Annotated in this window: 11 protein-coding genes and 1 rRNA gene; 4 read left to right on the plus strand and 8 right to left on the minus strand. The window is 39.6% G+C overall.

Going from position 1 to position 19,392, the window contains the following annotated elements; all coding sequences use genetic code 11:
• Both rrf and D1003_RS10415 read left to right on the plus strand, forming a co-directional pair.
• Positions 1-92, plus strand: a 5S ribosomal RNA gene (rrf, locus tag D1003_RS10410); the annotation flags it as partial.
• 265 nt (positions 93-357) lie between these two features.
• Positions 358-531: a hypothetical protein gene (locus D1003_RS10415; RefSeq protein ID WP_260393402.1), complete on the plus strand. Its 174-nt coding sequence runs from the start codon at positions 358-360 to the stop codon at positions 529-531.
• 36 nt (positions 532-567) lie between these two features.
• On the opposite strand, the gene D1003_RS10420 is transcribed toward D1003_RS10415, so the two are convergent.
• The 5 genes from D1003_RS10420 to D1003_RS10440 all read right to left on the minus strand — a co-directional run bounded on the left by D1003_RS10420 (position 568) and on the right by D1003_RS10440 (position 8,490).
• Positions 568-2,685 (minus strand): TonB-dependent receptor, encoded by a 2,118-nt coding sequence (locus tag D1003_RS10420; protein ID WP_153936939.1) that lies wholly within the window; start codon positions 2,683-2,685, stop codon positions 568-570.
• 248 nt (positions 2,686-2,933) lie between these two features.
• The gene (gene rpoN, locus D1003_RS10425) at positions 2,934-4,403 is read right to left on the minus strand and encodes an RNA polymerase factor sigma-54 (RefSeq protein ID WP_153936940.1); all 1,470 of its coding nucleotides are present in this window, start codon (positions 4,401-4,403) and stop codon (positions 2,934-2,936) included.
• A 2-nt stretch (positions 4,404-4,405) separates the two neighbouring features.
• Entirely contained in the window at positions 4,406-5,854 is a 1,449-nt protein-coding gene (asnS, locus tag D1003_RS10430) for an asparagine--tRNA ligase (protein ID WP_153936941.1), read from the minus strand.
• A gap of 164 nt (positions 5,855-6,018) precedes the next feature.
• Complete coding sequence (locus D1003_RS10435; protein ID WP_014937397.1) at positions 6,019-7,299, minus strand: acetyl-CoA hydrolase/transferase family protein; 1,281 nt, start codon at positions 7,297-7,299, stop codon at positions 6,019-6,021.
• A gap of 27 nt (positions 7,300-7,326) precedes the next feature.
• Complete coding sequence (locus D1003_RS10440) at positions 7,327-8,490, minus strand: homogentisate 1,2-dioxygenase (protein WP_079207574.1); 1,164 nt, start codon at positions 8,488-8,490, stop codon at positions 7,327-7,329.
• Positions 8,491-8,986: 496 nt separating this feature from the next.
• Between D1003_RS10440 and D1003_RS10445 the strand changes: the two genes are divergently transcribed.
• Complete coding sequence (locus D1003_RS10445; protein WP_153936942.1) at positions 8,987-10,537, plus strand: FISUMP domain-containing protein; 1,551 nt, start codon at positions 8,987-8,989, stop codon at positions 10,535-10,537.
• A 120-nt stretch (positions 10,538-10,657) separates the two neighbouring features.
• Positions 10,658-11,377, plus strand: a complete 720-nt coding sequence (locus D1003_RS10450; RefSeq protein WP_153936943.1) for a DNA-binding domain-containing protein — start codon at positions 10,658-10,660, stop codon at positions 11,375-11,377.
• A gap of 2,943 nt (positions 11,378-14,320) precedes the next feature.
• On the opposite strand, the gene csx28 is transcribed toward D1003_RS10450, so the two are convergent.
• From csx28 to D1003_RS10465, 3 genes are all read right to left on the minus strand, one after another.
• Complete coding sequence (csx28, locus tag D1003_RS10455; protein ID WP_079207577.1) at positions 14,321-14,845, minus strand: CRISPR-associated protein Csx28; 525 nt, start codon at positions 14,843-14,845, stop codon at positions 14,321-14,323.
• Between the two features lie 6 nt (positions 14,846-14,851).
• The gene (cas13b, locus tag D1003_RS10460; RefSeq protein WP_153936944.1) at positions 14,852-18,145 is read right to left on the minus strand and encodes a type VI-B CRISPR-associated RNA-guided ribonuclease Cas13b; all 3,294 of its coding nucleotides are present in this window, start codon (positions 18,143-18,145) and stop codon (positions 14,852-14,854) included.
• 133 nt (positions 18,146-18,278) lie between these two features.
• Positions 18,279-19,328 (minus strand): glucokinase, encoded by a 1,050-nt coding sequence (locus D1003_RS10465; protein WP_153936945.1) that lies wholly within the window; start codon positions 19,326-19,328, stop codon positions 18,279-18,281.
• Between the last annotated feature and the right edge of the window lie 64 nt (positions 19,329-19,392).

The raw sequence follows: 19,392 nt of genomic DNA on the forward strand, positions 1-19,392 counted from the left end.
GTGGGGCTCACCTGTTCCCATTCCGAACACAGAAGTTAAGCCCACCAGCGCCGATGGTACTACGAAAGTGGGAGAGTAGGTCGCCGCCAGTTTTTATTTTTGAAAAGCCTCTAGCAGTAATGCTAGAGGCTTTTTTGTTTGGAGTGTTCAGGAAGGAGGAGTGTTGTCTTATCAGACGCCACATCGGCGTAGCCTAAGACAACGGAGTGTTGTAGGGTAAAGCAACACATCGGCGTAGGATTATAAAACTCCTTGCACCGTTTTGATTAAAACGGTGCGAGAGATAGGATAACTTCTCGCAGTGTTTTCTGAAAGTTTAAAAGAGTTGGAACTAAGCGATTGAAATTTGTATTATGAATGCCGTTGCGTGAGGGCGAAGGGCATTGTTGGAGCTCATCTTACAAAGGTGTAAGGGATAGGTGTGGGCTTTGTAAGATAGCGACTGCCCGTAGACCGACCCTAGAAGAGGCTTTAGAATTGGCAAAGGGACACGCCAAAAAACTATATAAAAAAACTCACTCCACAGAATAATGGAGCGAGTTGTAATTGTTAGCGGATTATGTAATCTTACTGAAATTTAATGTTCATTCCGAACATAAAATTGGTACCCGCTTGTGGGAAGAAGTAGGCATCTGGTGCCCAAACATAACCATTGTTAGCGTATTTCCTATTAAATAAGTTATTTACGAGTAAGCTAAAATCTATATTGGTTCTGTTGAGTTTTAAGTTATATTTTACATTTACATCAGCTAAGTAATAATCAGATAAACTATAATTTTTGTTTTGTGTATTATCTAGGTATTGTTTCCCTATATATTGTTGAGTAAGTCCTACTAAAAACTGTGGACTAAGTTGGTAATTTAAACCGATATTTCCTATAATATTTGGAGAGAATGAAATATCTGTGTCTTTTAAAACTACTTTTTCTCCTTTTTCGTTTTGCGAGTCTAGTTCTTTAATTTTATTTCTACTGATGGTTGCATTGGCGGTTAAGTGGAGCTGTTCTGTAATTCGAGTGGAAGTGCCTATTTCTAGACCTAAACGATAGCTGTTCTTTACATTTTGTGGAATAAATGCACCTACATCATTGATGAGCCCCGAAAGTACCAACTGGTTTTTATAAAGCATATAATAAGCATTGGTGGTGAGGGAAAAACTACCCCATTGTTTTTCTATACCAAATTCCCAGTCATTGAGGCGTTCTGATACAGTTTGAGGATTATTTACAAGTGCCGCTCTGTTTGGCTCTCTATTAGCAACGGCATAGGAAAGAAATACTTTTCCTTTCGGAATACGATAGTTGATTCCTGCTTTTGGATTGAAGAATAACCAGTTTTTATTAAAGTTTAACCCATCTTCTTTCCCTGTGAGGATTTTGGTATCATATTCAATATTTCTTAGTTGCAAATCTCCAAATATCTCCCACTGATTGAGTTTAAAAATGGCTTTAGCAAATCCTGAAACTTCGTTTTTCAAGGAACGATTGCGGTAATATTCGTGTTCGTGTATATTGGTAAATTGTACGCCTGTAACATTACCAAAGTGCCAACCGTAGTATTGATTTCCTACCAACCCGAAGTTTAAGTCTAGGTTATCTAATGAACCGTAAAGATTAGATACAATACCATAAAAATCGTTATCTAGCCATTTTTTTCTGATGAAATCGGTTCGGCTGATTTCATTGCCGTTGATAGAAATGTTAGGAAGGTTATACCTAGAGAATTTATTGTCTTGTCTATAATTTTCGTAATAGCCTGCTCCTTTAGTGTAGTGGAGTGTGGTTTCTAAATTCCAATTAGAATTAAATTTCTGTTGCCAAAGTAATTGATAGTGGTTTTGCTGATAGTTGTCGGTTTCATTGTCATAGTATCCAACTATTTGACTCCAATCTTTACTATATATAGCTCCAGATGGGTTATACCTTCGGTTTTCTTGCATCGTCTTCGCATTGATGCCGTTCCATGCATGATAAGTTTTTTCTTTTCCACCAAACATCTTAAGCCTTAATCTAGTTTTTCCTTCTTCAAAAAGAGCTGTGAAATTATAAGAGCTTAAGTCTGAAAATGCTCGGTCTATGTAACCGTCCGAATGTATCATGGTGTATCTCCCCATAACGGAAAGCCTATTATTCCAAAATTTACCAGAGCCTATTTCCGCTGAATATTTGTAGGTGTTAAATGAACCATAACTGTTGTCTGAACGAAGATAAAAATGTTCTTCTGGCTCTCTTGAAATGATATTAACACTAGCTCCAAATGCCGCCGCACCATTAGAAGAAGTACCTACCCCTCTTTGTATCACAATTTGTGAGGCTGAGCTGGTAAGGTCTGGAACATTAACGAAATAAGTTCCTTGAGATTCAGAATCGTTGTATGGGACGCCGTTCATCATCACATTTACAGAAGTGCCTGCCGTACCTCTAATTCTAAAACCTGTATAGCCTACACCATTACCTGCATCGGAGGTAGAAACTACAGACATTTGATTCTTCAGTAAAATAGGTAAATCTTGCCCTAAGTTTTTAGCACCTAATTCTTTTTCTACATTGATGATGTCTTTGGAGATAGGAAGCCTTTTGGTAAAAGTTACTTCTGCCACTTCTGTGGTCTTTGTGGAGTCTTTTGGGGTTTGTTGTGCCCCAACTACGGAACTTGCGAAAAGTCCATAAAAAACAAATCCTTTCATTCTTAATTAAATTTTTTGAGGTTAAAATTTAGTTGGAATAAAAGGGGTTATATAATTATACAGTACTCCCAAATCGTGGGAGAAATTTCCCTAAACAGCATTACCTGTTCTAGGTTCATTGGGTATAATCTCAGCCTATTACAGCACCCCTTTATTTTCGGTTGCGAATATAAGCAAAAAAATATAAACTATTGGATACATAATAAAAATCCTCTTAGTGGTATGCTAAGAGGATGATTGTATGTGGTTTATAATTCTTTCCTTAACCTTGCAACAGGGATATTTAGCTGGTCTCTGTATTTGGCTATGGTTCTTCTAGCGATGTTGTAGCCTTTATCTTTAAGAATTTTAACTAAAGCATCATCAGTATAAGGTTTTCTTTTGTTCTCGTTATCTACCACTTCTTGTAAGAACGTTTTAATTTCCTTGGTAGAAACTTCCTCGCCATCTTCGTTGGTTAAGCTGTCAGAGAACAAATCTTTAAGTAATACAATGCCGTTTGGTGTATCGGCATATTTACTTTTGACTACTCTAGAAATGGTAGAAATATCAAATCCTGTAATGTCTGCAACATCTTTTAAAATCATTGGTTTTAAGGATTTGTCATCACCTGTTAAGAAATACTCGTGTTGTAGTTTTACAATCGCAGAAATGGTTTGCATTAAAGTATTTTGTCTCTGGTTGATGGCATCTATGTACCACTTAGCCGCATCTAATTTTTGTTTGATGAATAGCGCCGCTTGTTTGTGGTCTTTAGACTCTTTATCGTGAGAATAAGTGTCTAAAATATCACGATACTCACTAGAAACCCTTAGTTGTGGTGCATTTTTGCTATTGAGTAGAGGCGTTACCTTATTATCTTTAACCTGAATGGTAAAATCAGGGATAATCTCTTGGTTGATGGTAATGGTTTGCGTATCAAAGTTACCACCCAAACGAGGCGAAAGATTACTGATTTCGTCTAAAGCCTCTTTTAATTCTTCCTCTGAGCAGTCTAGCCTTTGCATTATTTTCTTGTAATGCTTATTGGTAAGTGCTTCAAACTGGGTTTTAAGAATTTCCTCTGCGAGTTCTGCGTTTTTGTTAGGTGCGGTTTGCAGTTTAGAACGGATTTGTAATAGCAAACATTCCTGTAAATTTCTAGCACCTACCCCTGGAGGGTCAAGTTTTTGTACTCTGTTAAGGAGAATTTCTTCTACTCTTTCTTCTGTGGTATAGATTCCTTGAGAGAAAGCCAAATCATCTACAATAGCTTTAAGCTCTCTACGAATGTACCCATCATTATCTAAGTTCCCAATAAGGTATTCGGCGATTGCCAACTCTTCTCCAGAGATGTGTCTTAGTCTAATTTGTTCTATCAGATAGTCATAGATGGTTTGTCCCTCGGTGAGTACACTTTGTTGGTCAAACTCTTCATCATCAGGAGAGTAGTTGCTAGAAGCTGTTTTGTAAGACGGTTCATCGTCAAACAAGTATTCATTTACATCAAAATCTGTTTCTATGCTGTCAGAATCCTCATCATTTAGTTTGTCTAATTCTGAAAATTCCTCACCATAATCGGCTTCTTCTTCTACCTTTTCCAAGGCAGGGTTTTCCTCTAGCTCTCTTTCTAACTCTTCTTCAAAATCAAGAGTGTGCAGCTGTATCAGTTTCATCAGCTGTATTTGTTGAGGCGCGAGTTTCTGCCCTAGTTTGAGTTGTAAATTTTGCTTTAGCATGATTAAAATTCAGCGTTTTTAGGTGTTCTAGGGAATGGGATTACATCACGAATGTTCGTCATTCCAGTTACAAATAGCACCAATCTTTCTAGTCCTAAACCAAACCCAGCGTGAGGTACAGAACCGAATTTTCTAGTATCTAGGTACCACCATAATTCGTGTTCATCTACATTCATATCTGCCATTTTTTGCTTTAGAACTTCTAGACGCTCTTCTCTCTGTGAGCCTCCAATGATTTCTCCAATACCAGGGAAAAGCACATCCATTGCCGCCACTGTTTTTTGGTCTTCGTTAAGACGCATATAAAAGGCTTTGATTTCCTTAGGATAATCAAATAAGACTACAGGACATTCAAAATGTTTCTCTACGAGATAACGCTCGTGCTCCGACTGGAGGTCTGCTCCCCATTTTTCCACAGGGAATTGGAACTTTCCTTTTTTATTGTCTTTAGAATTGAGTAGTATTTCTATCGCTTCTGTATAGCTTACACGCTTAAAGCGTTTTTTCACTACATTTTCTAGCTTTTCTATTAGACCTTCTTTTGCTCTATCCTTTTCAGGTTTTTGTTTTTGCTCTTCAGCAAAGCGTTTGTCTAGTAGCTCTAAATCATCTTTACAATGGTCTAGTACATACTGGATAACATATTTTAAGAAAGATTCTGCCAAATCTATATTGTCTTCTAAATTATTGAAAGCCACTTCAGGCTCTACCATCCAGAATTCGGCTAAGTGTCTTGTAGTGTTAGAGTTTTCTGCACGGAATGTAGGTCCAAAAGTATAGACTCTCCCAAGCCCCATTGCTGCGGTCTCGGCTTCTAGCTGTCCAGATACCGTAAGGTTCGTTTTCTTACCAAAGAAATCTTGAGTATAATCTACCTCTCCGTCTTCGTTTTTAGGAATCTTATTAAGGTCAAAGTTGCTCACTCCGAACATTTCTCCAGCACCTTCGGCATCTGCCCCTGTAATGATAGGCGTATTGATATAGAAAAACTGGTTTTGGTTAAAGAACTGATGAATGGCAAAACTCACGGCACTTCTTACACGGAACACCGCACCAAACAGATTAGTTCTGAAACGAAGGTGTGCCTGTTCTCTCAGCTTTTCTAGAGTGTGTCTTTTAGGCTGAAGTATGGTAGATTGTAATTCTTCGGATAGGTTTTCTCCTAGTAATTCTATTTTTTTAGCAATAATCTCTACCGATTGCCCAGCCCCTTGGCTTTCCACTACTTCGCCTGTTACTTTAAGCGATGAAGCGGTGTGGATATTTTTAATAATCTCATCATCAAACTTCTCAAAATCTACTACGATTTGGAGGTTGTTAAGCGTAGAACCGTCGTTAAGTGCGATAAACCTGTTTGAACGGAATGCTCTTACCCAACCTTCTATGGTAATGTCGTGATGAAGAATCGTTTTATAGTTTGATAAAATATCTTTTATAGTCTGTTTTTCCATTGTATAATATGCTGTTTAGGTGCAAAGATAAAAAAAAGGTTTCATTCTAAGAGGGTTTAAAAATGACAAATCTCCATTTAGAAAATTAGGGTAATGCTTTCATAATAAAAAGCCTTCCCTTATCTTGTGGGGAAGGCTTTGATATCGTTTCTCAACGGAGTTTATTACAACTCTACTTTGAATCTTTCGAATGCGGCTTTATCTAGCATCTCTCTATCATCAGGGTGAGCAATTTCTATAAGAGCTTTGGCTCTTTCTCTAAGGCTCTTTCCGTAAAGATACGCTGTACCGTATTCTGTAATCACATAGTGGATATGCCCTCTTGTGGTAACCACACCAGCCCCTGGTTTTAGTAAAGGAACAATTCTAGGAACCCCTTTTTTAGTACGAGAAGAAATGGCGATGATAGGCTTACCACCCTCACTTAGAGCCGCTCCTCTCATAAAGTCCATCTGTCCACCAATACCACTGAATTGGTAAGTTCCAATAGAGTCGGCGCAAACTTGCCCTGTTAAATCTACCTCTATGGCAGAGTTAATCGCCGTCATTTTTTGGTTCTTCATAATTTCGATAGGGTGGTTTACCTTTAATACATCTAGGAACGCAATAGACGGATTGTCATTGATGAAGTCATACAATCTTTTAGTGCCGAAACAGAAACTTGTAATAGTACGGTTCTCGTGAGCTCCTTTGTATTTGTTATTGATGACATCATTCTTAATTAAATCTATCACCCCATCACTCAACATTTCTGTATGTATCCCTAAGTCTTTATGGTTGGTAAGGCACTGTAATACCGCATCTGGGATAGTACCTATCCCCATTTGTAGAGTAGATCTGTCGTCTATAAGTTCGGCAACATTCTTTCCTATTTGGCGTTCTACATCGGTTACTTTAGAGCCATAGTCTATGGTTAAAAGTTCCTCTTCGTGCCAAATCATTTTGTCTATTCTTTGCACGTGTATCATACCATCTCCGTGGGTTCTTGGCATTTTAGGGTTTACTACCGCAATAATGCTTTTCGCACTATCTATGGCACTTCTAGCCACATCTATAGAAGTCCCTAAAGTACAGTAGCCATGCACATCAGGAGGCGATACCGTAACGATAGCCACATCTAGCGGAAGCACCTTATTTTTGAACAACAACGGAATTTCACTCAGGAACACAGGAACGAAATCTCCTCTCCCGCAATTTACCGCTTCTCTTACTGGCGTAGATACGAATAAAGACTTAATGTAGAAGCTGTCTTTGTACTGTGGCTTTGCAATCTCCATATTTCCTTGTTGGGTGATGGAAACCACCTCTACATTTCTAAGCCTATCGGCTTGTCTTGCCATTTCATCTATAAGAACATTGGGTGTACAGGCACTACCGTGCAAAAATACACGGTCGCCACTTTTAACGATAGATATTGCCTCTTCGGCTGATACATAATGATGCATTGTATATTATATTTTTTAGTTTAAACTTTAGTTATTTTCATCTTCTAGCCAGCTAGTTTTGTAGCTGGTGTCTTCTACTTTAATAGCTTCCTCTGTAATCTTAAGCGGACGGAATGGGTCCACCATTACAGCGTACTCTTCGGTGGATTTTTTACCGATACTTCGCTCCATAGCTCCAGGGTGAGGCCCGTGCACTATACCACCTGGGTGTAGGGTGAAATCCATTAAATCAATATGGTTTCTACTCATAAAGTCGCCTTCGGTGTAGAAGAGTACCTCATCGCTATCAATGTTAGAGTGATTATAAGGAGCAGGTATGGCGTCTGGGTGGTAGTCGTAAAGCCTAGCCACGAAAGAGCAAACCACAAAATTATGCCCTTCAAAATTCTGGTGTACTGGTGGTGGTTGGTGGATACGCCCTGTGATAGGCTCAAAGTTTTTGATGTTGAACTTATACGGATAAAAATAGCCGTCCCAACCTACCACATCAAATGGGTGTGTGGCATAGATAAAATCTGTGATGTGATTTTCTTTCTTTACTTTAATAAGGAAGTCTCCTTTCTCATCTATAGGCGGTACAAAAGTAGGGGCTATGATGTCTCTCTCGCAGAACGGCGAATGCTCCAGCAACTGCCCAAACTCATTACGGTAGCGTTTAGGCGTATAGATAGGGGAGTGGCTTTCTAAAAAGAAGAGTACCGTGTCTTCTGTTTCAAAAGAGATTTGGTAAATCGTCCCTCTAGGGATAATAAGGTAGTCGCCTACAGAAAAATCTAAATTCCCTACAAAGGTTTTAAGAACCCCTTTACCTTGATGCACAAACAACAGCTCATCGCACTCTGCATTTTTGTAGAAATAGTCCATAGACTGTTGGGGCTTGGCAAGACCCATTTTAAGGTCGTTATTAAGGAGTAATACCTTTCTACTATCTAGGAAATCTTTTTCGGGAGTTACATTCATACCCTTAAACATTCTAGGGGCAATGTTTTTCTCTACCGCTATTTTGGGTGTTACATCTTTAGGAGCTCCTATAGATTTAATTTGAGTGGGTCTGTGGATATGGTATAATAAAGAAGCTATCCCATGAAACCCTTCTGTACCAAAAAGCTGTTCGTAATAGAACTGCCCTTCCTTAGATTTAAAAACGGTATGTCTTTTTTGTGGAATGTCTCCTAGCTGAATGTATCTCATTTCTACTGTTTTCAGAATTTACTCCAAAAATACGCAAAAATACCGAAACCCAGTAGGTTTTTAGACAGCAAAATAGGAGAAGGGGGGGAGCCTAATATCAAAAACTTTTGTAAAAACTTGCATACTTCCGCAAAAGGTGATATGTTTGCTCCAGTTTATGACACACGATACCAGCTACATACAACAAAGTGAAAAAAAGTTACAAAATTATTTGGCTATCTCAAATAATTTTGTAAACACACACACACACACACACACACACACACAGACTAGTTACCTGCGTACGCGTCGTATTATATAAAAAATTCTTTAGATTTTTATCATCAATCATAAATAATTTTCCTCTAGCTTCCGTTAGGGGCATTTGGCGTTTAGCATACGCTAAGTTTTGTTTTCATAAGTTCCTATTATCTCATAAGTTTAATTTGTTATTGGGAGCTTTTAATAATATAAACAGAGTAGTACGATAATTTAGTAATTAATCAAATTAGAACCAATGAAAAAAGTTTTATTATCAGTCGCCGTACTGAGTGCCTTTACTTTAAAAGCTCAAACCGAGCCATCTGTACGTCAGCAAGGAGCCGTAGGCATCAATACACAAGAACCAAGAGCGACTTTGGATGTTAATGGAGATGCCCGTTTGCAAGATGTTAAATCAATGTCATTACCCGCCTCTTCTGTTAATAGATTTACCGATTGCCCTTGTGTACTCACTATAGATCAGTATGGTGTAGTTCACCGTGTTCCCTTAAGTAGCTTTATAACCACAGGAGACGGTTCTGGCTCAGGTGGAGATTCTTCTGGCGGTTCAGGAAATGGAGATGGCTCAGGCGGTGATTCTTCTGGAGGCTCAGGTTCATCGTATCCAAATGGCAGTGGCTACGCCGTTATGGATACTTCTCAAACTATCTACATTACGTCCATTAAAGATGGAAATATAGACCAGCAAGGAGTGGTTAACAATGATACTAATAAAATTAATTTTACTATTCCCTATACCAGTGGTAATAATCAGGATTATAATAGCGTAGTTGCCACAGTTACCTCTAATACTAACGCAGGAGAGGATGATGACGTGAATGAACTTAAACTGACTATTAACTCTGGTACTTTCTCGTCCGATGGAGGTAGTATTTCGGGAACTATAGAAGTACTAGGTGATGGTGTTTTGAATGTCAAAAAACAAAACTTACCTACTTCTACAATAGACTTTGAATCTAAAAAATTAGAGGTGGCAAACATACAGTTCAATTTAGGAACTTTAACTTATACTCTAAAGATAGTGGGGATTAGTGGTATTCTTGACCGTTGCTTCGGTAAAACAACCAAACAATGTGTAGGATATGGAGCAGATGAAAAAGAACATGAGTTTATCTATCTTCCTATTCAAGGACCCGACGGAAAAATTTGGCTCAATAACAATCTTGGAGCAGAGTATGCCAATGTGAACTCTACACATTTTAATCCAGCACAACAGGCTACCAGTAAAAATGATTGGAAGGCTTATGGTTCTCTTTTCCAATGGCAAAGAAATCCTGATGGTCATGAGTTGGTTAATTGGTCAAACTCTGCCTTTGGTAATTCTAAACACGCAGGTGTAGGTTCTATTTCTCACTCTTGGACTAATCCTAATACCAACCTATTTATTCCTTACACTGATACATCATCTTATAGTTGGGTTATAGATTCAGGTAATGGACCTTACGATTTATGGCAATCAGGTAAATCTAATAATCCATGTCCTTTGGGTTATCATGTACCTACACACCAAGAACAGATGGATTTACATGATGCAATTGTAGGAATTAATTTGGGTGAAAACCCATCAGGCTCTAATAAAATATGGCAAGAAACATCGCTACACCTAACCGCAAGTGGCAATCGTTATTACAATAGTTTTACTGATCCAAGTTTCAGTGGCTATTTTTGGAGTAGTGATAGAAACGAAGACTATGCATGGAGTTTATGGTTCAATAGTGTCAATAGTTATGCAGCAAATGGTAATAATCGCTCAGAAGCTCTTAACATTCGTTGCATTAAAGATTAGTACACTCGTCCACTAACTGCAGTATAGGAGTTAGTGGACTTTTATTCTTATAATATGTATATCCTTTTACTTTACAAATAGCAACAATAAAAAATTATCTAACACTTAAATTTTAAAACTATGAATACACTAAAAGCGTGGTTGCGTCCCAACCTATTAACGAAAGATGATCCTAACGATTTTGTAGCCGTGCCACTTTTGGGCGGTAGCCTCGGTATTACAGAAATCATAGAAGCCCTTAAAAAAGAGGGTATGGAAATACAAACCGAAACGGCGGTAGATATTATCACTCGTTTTAACCGTAAAGCCTCGGAGTTGGTACTCAATGGGTATAGTGTAAATACAGGATTGGTGTATATGCGTCCTGCGATTAAGGGTGTGTTTTACGACAAAACTTGGGATAAAGAGAAGCACTCGGTATATGTGAATGTCAATCAAGGTACCGACCTAAGAAAAGCCGCCAACGATACCAAAGTGGAAATACTAGGTGAACAGTCCAGCCCAATGAGTGTATTCAGTATTACCGACAAAGCCACAGGCAAGGCAGATGGCACCCTAACCAAAGGCAAAAACGCGGAAATCAAAGGTACTTACATTAAAATAGACGGCGATAATCCTAAAAATGGTATCGTCTTTAAAAACTTAGACACCCAAAATGAGGTAAAGCTCTCAGCAGAGCATATTGTCCTTAACGAGCCGTCAAGGGTGCTTATTCTTGTGCCTACAGATTTAGAGGTGGGTAACTATGAACTCAGCATCACCACGCAAAGCAGTAAAGGCACTACCTTACTGAAAGAACCTCGCACCGAAACACTAAGCACGCCTATTACTATTGTGTAGTGTGTTTTTGGCACTTCTAAATAGCGACCGCCCTTCCTTAGAGATAAGGAAGGGCGGTCGCTTTATAAGAGGAAGCTACTTCACTGCCTAAGGCGAAGGCTCTTCTCCTTACCGAGAGAAGAGCCTTCCCTCGTACGAGGGAACCGACTTCGTCTGTACTAAGGAAGTGAGGTGCTTTTCTGTAATAGAATAAATAGAAAGCAAAAATCCCTGCTCTGTACCATACAGAGCAGGGATTTTTTTATGCCCTTAGGTGTTGTGAATACTCTTCAGAATGAGAGCAGTCCCAACAGTTACCAGCCTTTGTTTATCCGCAAAAAAGTTGTGAATACTCTTCAAATGTTACGCATTAACGAACTCCGCTGAAAGCAACAACAAAGTCGTGAGCTAAAATGAGAGTAGTCCCAACGATAGGGTAATAATAAACCCTAGTAGAGCAGTTGTGAATACCCTTCAAAATGAGAGCAGTCCCAACAATTGGATTTTAATTTGTGGTCGTATGGTTGTTGTGAATACCCTTCAAAGTGAGAGCAGTCCCAACAGGTGTATAGGGCTTAAGCTGAAGAAAAAGTTGTGAATACCCTTCAAAGTGAGAGCAGTCCCAACCTGCAAAAGTTTTAAACATTGGTGAAAATGGTTGTGAATACCCTTCAAAGTGAGAGCAGTCCCAACTCTTCTTTAAGAAGACTGCAAATAAACTCTGTTGTGAATACCCTTCAAATGCTATGCATTCACGAACTCCGCTGAAAACAACAACGAAGCCGTGAGCTAAACTGAGAGCAGTCCCAACAAACCTTGCTTATGGGCTTTGGTAAATCCAGTTGTGAATACCCTTCAAATGTTACGCATTCACGAACTCTGCTGAAAACTACAACAAAGCTGTGAGTTAAACTGAGAGCAGTCCCAACAAACCCAAGAGAAGGAATCAACCTAAGAAAGTTGTGAATACCCTTCAAATGCTGTGCATTCACGAGCTCCGCTGAAAATACAACAAAGCAGTGAGCTAAAATGAGAGCAGTCCCAACCGAAAATGCGGTATTAAAAGAAGTACAACAGTTGTGAATACCCTTCAAATGCTATGCATTCACGAACTCCGCTGAAAACACAACAAAGCGTGAGCTAAACTGAGAGCAGTCTCAACTAATGGAAAACTACGGTAGAAATGGAAAGCGTTGTGAATACCCTTCAAATGCTATGCATTCACGAACTCCGCTGAAAACAACAACGAAGCTCGTGAGTAAAATGAGAGCAGTCCCAACGAGGAACAAATAAAGGAAAATATCTACTCAGTTGTGAATACCCTTCAAATGCTTAAACATTCACGAACTCCGCTGAAACTATCAACAAAGCGGTGAGTAAACTGAGAGCAGTCCCAACATGAAACGCAAATAATCTATTCTATTCCTATTGTTAATCCCCTTCAAATGTTACGCATTCACGAACTCTGCTGAAAACTACAACGAAGCTGTGAGTAAAATGAGAGCAGTCCCAACAAACGCTTTACAAAAAATAAACACAAGGGAGTTGTGAATACCCTTCAGAATGAGAGCAGTCCCAACAGCCAATTTTTGCAGTTTATGGAGAAAATGGTTGTGAATACTCTTCAAATGTTACGCATTCACGAACTCCGCTGAAAACAACAACGAAGCCGTGAGTAAACTGAGGGCAGTCCCAACACCGAAAAACTATTCCTCTATGGCTTTATGGTTGTGAATACCCTTCAGAATGAGAGCAGTCCCAACGGCATAATGGTACTTGGCATAATGGTATTTGTTGTGAATCCCCTTCAAATGTTACGCATTCACGAACTCCGCTGAAACTACAACGAAGCGTGAGCTAAACTGAGAGCAGTCCCAACTGCCGTGAGTATATGAAAAAATATCCTTCTGTTGTGAATACCCTTCAAAAAGAGAGCAGTCCCAACCAAACATTTTCTGGAGATATATTCAAAGGTGTTGTGAATACCCTTCAAAAAGAGAACGGTCCCAACGGTATCTGGACAAACTACCTGACTAAATTAGTTGTGAATACCCTTCAAATGCTATGCATTCACGAACTCCGCTGAAACTACAACAAAGCTGTGAGCTAAACTGAGAGCAGTCCCAACCGAGGCAAAAGGAATGTTTACTGCGGAAAGGTTGTGAATACCCTTCAAATGCTTAAGCATTCACGAACTCCGCTGAAACTACAACAAAGCCGTGAGCTAAAATGAGAGCAGTCCCAACAGCTGAACCTTTCAGATTTACAAAATTTTAGTTGTGAATACCCTTCAAATGTTACGCATTCACGAACTCCGCTGAAAACTATAACAAAGCCCGTGAGTAAACTGAGAGCAGTCCCAACATTTGCAATTCTACACGATACTGAAAAACAGTTGTGAGTACCCTTCAAATGTTATGCATTCACGAACTCTGCTGAAAACGACAACAAAGTTGTGAGCTAAACTGAGAGCAGTCCCAACGGAATGGTACGAAGTACGTGCATGGTCTCGGTTGTGAATACCCTTCAAATGTTATGCATTCACGAACTCCGCTGAAAACAACAACAAAGCCGTGAGTAAACTGAGAGCAGTCCCAACTGCTAAAAGAAATTAACGATTTCAAAATTTGTTGTGAATACCCTTCAAATGCTATGCATTCACGAACTCCATTGAAAATAACAACAAAGCTGTGAGTAAAATGAGAGCAGTCCCAACTATTATTCCCAACAATTAAAAATACCTAAAGTTGTGAATACCCTTCAAATGCTTAAGCATTCACGAACTCCATTGAAAATACAACAAAGCCGTGAGTTAAAATGAGAGCAGTCCCAACAATGAAAAACTAGACACTTTTATTAAAAAAGTTGTGAATACCCTTCAAATGCTATGCATTATCGTTATGATAGGGTATTGTCTTTTTTTGGGTGCTTGTTTTATCTCGGTGTTTCAAAGAACGCTTTTCTCTACAACGCTTTTAAATCGCGTTGTTCTATTTTTAGGCATTGCCTAATGCTTTGGCTCAACATCTGATGCAGCTCCTTCATTCTGGTAGCCGCCTCTTCGTTTTTTAGTCGGAACTCCGCCTCGGTGCTGTTTTGTTCTGCAAGTAGGAGCTTATAAACGATACTACGGTACTCAAAAAACTTTTTGGTGACTTCCTCAGATAAGAAGAGCCCACAGCCCTCCCCATAAAATAGTTCTGGGAGCTCCTTTAGAAAGGCTTGGGCATTGGCTCGGTTAATATAATGAATTTTATCCTTTTGCCCTTTGGGAACTTCCCATTTTAAGAGGTTTTTGGGGTTGTCTTGGTCGGTCATATACGCCAGCAGACGGTACATCTGCTTATGGGCATGGAGTATGGCCTCGTACTTTTGGCGTTCAATGTTGCCCTTAAGCTCTTGCCTAATCTTACGGGATAATAAAATGGCAGACACAATGACGGCAATGGTAGGGGTTACTATTTTTAAAACTTCTAATATCCAATACATACTATTCTAAATTTGAGATTTAACAATTTCGCAATATTCACGCAAGACTCTTAGTAACGCTTCGGCAATACCTAAGCCGTCTTTTTCTTCGGTGGTTGGCTGGGCAACCGTAAAGAGCGGAATAGGAGCGTGGAGAGCTTCCTCATAAAAAGGGTATTGGTTATGGCAGAAGGCATTGCGTACCGAGGCGATAAAGGCGATATGCTCGTCCGTAATCATGGAGGAAGCAGCATACTCTTTCTTCCATTCTTCCAACAATATTCGGAACTTATTCTCTAAACTGGAGAGGCTGGTGTGTTTCTTCAGTAGTTTCTCTTCCAAGTCTAAGGTTTCTTTAAAGGCATCTACCCTTAGCGATTGGTAAATTTCTAACTCCCGTCTTAGTCTGAGCTGACTAATCGGGTGCTTTTGGGTATCGTTCTCCTCTTTGATAAAGCTAAACAAACCGTTAAGACGGCGGTCTTTTACCAAGGCTTTAAAGTTCCCCATTTTAAGGGCTTTGGTATGCTCTTCTCGGATATAGACGGTTCTTATTGGTGTTTCATGGTATTGTACTTCCCCAAATGCAGTGGCAAGATAAACTTTTACAGGCAACACTATAGGCAAGGTTTGGTTCAGCGGATTGAGCTTGGCGTCTGCTTCCTGAACATTGACCGCCAAGTTCTTTAGTTTGAGCTGGTGGTAGTTCAGATTCAGTTCTTTAAAGTGATTTTTTGTCAGCTCTAAGGTCATCAGCCAAAGCATAATATCTTGGTTTCTGTAGAGCCTAAGTTTCTTCTCTAAATGTTGCCAGCGTTTGTAGAGGAGGTAGTCTTTCCATCGGTCAGAGGTATGCAACTCCAGCCTCTGCAATTCCGTAGGGCTTTGGGGTTTGTTCTGCTGCCAATATTCGTAGTGTTCTTCCTTCTTTAGCAGCGGTGCCTTGGCTTCTAACTTGTACGAAAGGTTGTAAAAACGCTGGTGCTTGTCTTGGTACTTTTCCTTAAAGTATAGTGTAATGGCTCTGGAGATAAAGCCCACTCTGCCGTGTTTTTTAATCTCCTTTCTAATAGGTTTGGATAGCGTGAGGTCTTTCGAAAGGGTCTCTCTAATTGCTTCGGTAAACAGCCCTCTTGGCAGGCTAATGCCCCCTTGTTCCCAACCTTTAACCAGATTTTTTCTATTCTCTTTCGGTATTTTAAGAAGTAGGCAGTACTGGTACGGTTCCCAAGGTTGGTCTTTGATAGCTTCTAAGAATTTTTCTCTTTGTTCCAGATACTGTTGGTAAAAGTCCACCAGATTCCTGCACGCTTTCCAATTAAATTTATTCAGGAACGGATGCGGGTTGGTATTTCCGATGAGGTTGGTTTGTTTAAAGTAGCCTTCTAGTCGGTTCTTTTCGCCTCCGTACAAGGCTAATGCTCTTTGGATAAGCTGAAATTCCGTGCTGTTGGCTTTACTGCTCTCTATGGGTTGATTTTGAGCATCGTAAGCCACAGGCTGAAATCGCATAAAGTCTTTCACCAGCCAATCAGCCAATACGCCTGTCTTGATGAGCTTTTCTCGTCTCTTTCCGAGCTTTGGAGAGCTTTTTAGTTTGGTATTGAGGCGATGGGAAAGCAGCTTGGTTTCGGCTATTAGTTTTTCTATTTTGATTTTGGCTTTTTCCGAGAGGTCGGGTTGTTTATTTTGCAGTAAGCCCAACATTTGTTTTGGAAAGGTTCCTAAAGGAAGGCGACCTTGGTTGGCTTTTTCTAAGTCTTCAATCGTGTTGATGCGTTCTTCTTCAAAGTCTTTGTAAATCCTTTGGATATGCCTAACGGTTTCTTTCAACAAGTCTTCCGATTTACCAGTTAAATGCTGGTAGAACATTAGAGGTAACAATTCGTGGACACTGATAAAAGCATGAGCCACAAAATCGGAATTATAGGGGTATTTAGCTATGCGGTTGGCACCGTCTTTTACCTCCAACGAAGGGTACAACTCTTTAGAAGTTCTTAAGCGGAAGCCGATTTTGTTATCGGTAATATGGTAGTGCGGAGTGGTTTTACTAATAAATGGTTGATTGGAAGTCTCTTTATAGTCGAGGTCTTTGGTGAGAGCCTTCCACTCTTGGGGACGGTTTATCTCTGTGAAATCTTGTAGCCTACCGAAGCTCAATAGGGTTCGGGTCAGGTGGCGTTTCTCTTGTTCATCGCCTATTTTCTTGTCGTAAATACAGTAATGGTAAGTGCCTAAATCCACTTGAAACCTTATGGACTTAAAAGACTCATTGAGGTCTAAATAGCGTAGAGCAAAATAAGGGAAACGGTCTTGATGCCTGATTAAGGTATCTTTGAAAGGGTTTTGTTCTTCCTCAATTTCGTCCAAAAAGCCATCAGCTTCTACCTGAAAGCGTTTTTTATCCTCTTCGGAGAGTTTTTCATAGAGCAGTTTAGGGCAACGGCTCAGTTCAGAAAGCATATCCAAGAGCATTTGGTTATGGTCGTATCGGCTCTCTAACCTTAGTTTAGGAAGGAGTATACGGCTTCTGCAAAACACTTCGGTAGTCATTTTTTCGCTTTGTTTATGACTGGCTTTAAAACCACTGACTTTTTTCAGCATCCAGTAGGCATCGCGTTTGTCCAAGAACAGATTAGTGAAAAACAATAGCCCTGATTCTGTAAAAAAGCCGTCTTTTTCAAAGCGGTAGCGGTCGAAGTCAGGGTTGTCTTGCTTGTTCTTACCTTTTCTGTTTAGATGGGCAAAGTCCTGAGTGAGGTTGACGGTAAAGTGGGCTTTGTAGTCCTCTTTTACCATTCGTAAAGAAGCGTCAAAGGCTTTGTAAAGATGTTTAAAAATATCTTTTTCAGCATCGGGTTGTTTGTGTTTGTAGTGGCTGTAGTAGTTTCTAAGAGTGCGGAGTTGCTTTACAAGGGTTTTCAATACCTTAATCAATTCACTTGGATTAAGAGCCTCGGCTTGCGATTGGGCTTCGTTTTCTTTCTCTTTCTCTTTCTGCTGCTCTTTTTGGCTACCTTTCTTTTTTCCCTCTTTTTTAGGAGGGTGGTAGCACATTGCCGCAAGGAACGGGAAGTGTTTTAGGATAAGCTCTGTTAGTTGGCTCTTTTTGAGTAAATCGTGGTCGTTGTTGAGTATGTTATTCCATGTTCCACAGACAACATCTGCTATTTTGTCATCGTTTGAAGGGGTCGTAAGCCCCAACTGTTCGTTGATATGGCAAATGGTGATAAAAGCATTATGCCTTGCAATGTTAAGGAAGGCTCCCCAAAAGAACTTGTGTTTCAGTGTGTAAACATTCGGTGGTAAAGGTTTTTCCATAGTTATCTATTTAGTTGCCTAAAGTTAATTATTTTTTTTCAAAACTTCTATTGTGGTTAATATGGCTCATCGCCAAAACAAAAAAGCACAAAACGAAAGTTCTGTGCTTTTATATTACTTGATGTTATCTATTCTAGTGTCTCCCAAAAGCACCGTAGTAAGCCGCTCCTGTAAGAATGGCGTTCTCATTCTTTAGAAGATAGATAGGGGTGCTTTTTAAGATGTTTTCCATTTTGTCGCTAATCACAAAAGTTTGGTAGAAACTTGGCATTTTGAGTAGTGCTTCTATCTTTACCGCAAGGCTTCCTGCTAAAATAAGTCCTCCTGTTGCCTTTAGTTTTAGGACTAGGTTACTCGCTTCTCTTGCAATGAAATCAACATACGCCTCTACGGTTAAAGCACAAGCTCTGTTTTCGCCGTTGAGTGCCGCATCAATGATGACCTCGTGGCGTTCTCCTTTTTCTAGTTTTTGTGTAAGCCATTCTGGTTCTTCTTGGCGTCTCATATCTCTTACAAAACGGTACACATTGAATAATCCCTCATGAGATAACACCGACTCCCAACTTACGATGCCGTGTATTGCTTTTAAAAAACGGTAAAGCTCTAGCTCGTCTTCTGCTCTAGGAGAAAATTCGGAGTGTCCACCTTCGGTTGCGAAAGGGCGTAAACATTCTCCGTCCCAAAACATTCCCGCTTCGCCTAAACCTCTCCCTGGAGCTAAAATAGCCACATTACCTTTAGTAGTGCTGCTGTTTTTGTGTAGGGTACAGAAGTCTTTATCTTCCGTACCTTTAAGCCCATAGGCCATTGCTTCTAAGTCGTTGATAAGCGTAATGTGTTCTACCTCGGTTCTACTTCTAATGAGTTCTACATCTAAATCAAAAGGAAGGTTTTCGGTAGTGCATTTGCCGTTTAAAACAGGTCCTGGTACTGCTATAGAAATTCTAGAGGGTTTGCTTAAACTATGCTCTTCTAAGAAAAGGTTTAGAATATCACTAAAAAGCCCAAAATCTTGGGTGTTGTATTCTTTTTTTGCTTTTAATTCTAATTTTCCGTTCTCAGAAACATAGTAGCCTAGGGTAGTGCTTTTCTGTTTTACATCAGCAGCAACGAGGCTTATGTTTTGGTTTTCAGTTAATTTTTCTCCAGGTAAATGGAGTGGAAATTTATTTTGAAAAGGCATATCTAATATTTTTAAGTGAGGTTTCAAAGATAACAGAATATTTTGTTTTATGAAAATAAAAGTA

This window comes from Riemerella anatipestifer (assembly GCF_009663465.1).
GTDB lineage: Bacteria > Bacteroidota > Bacteroidia > Flavobacteriales > Weeksellaceae > Riemerella > Riemerella anatipestifer_C.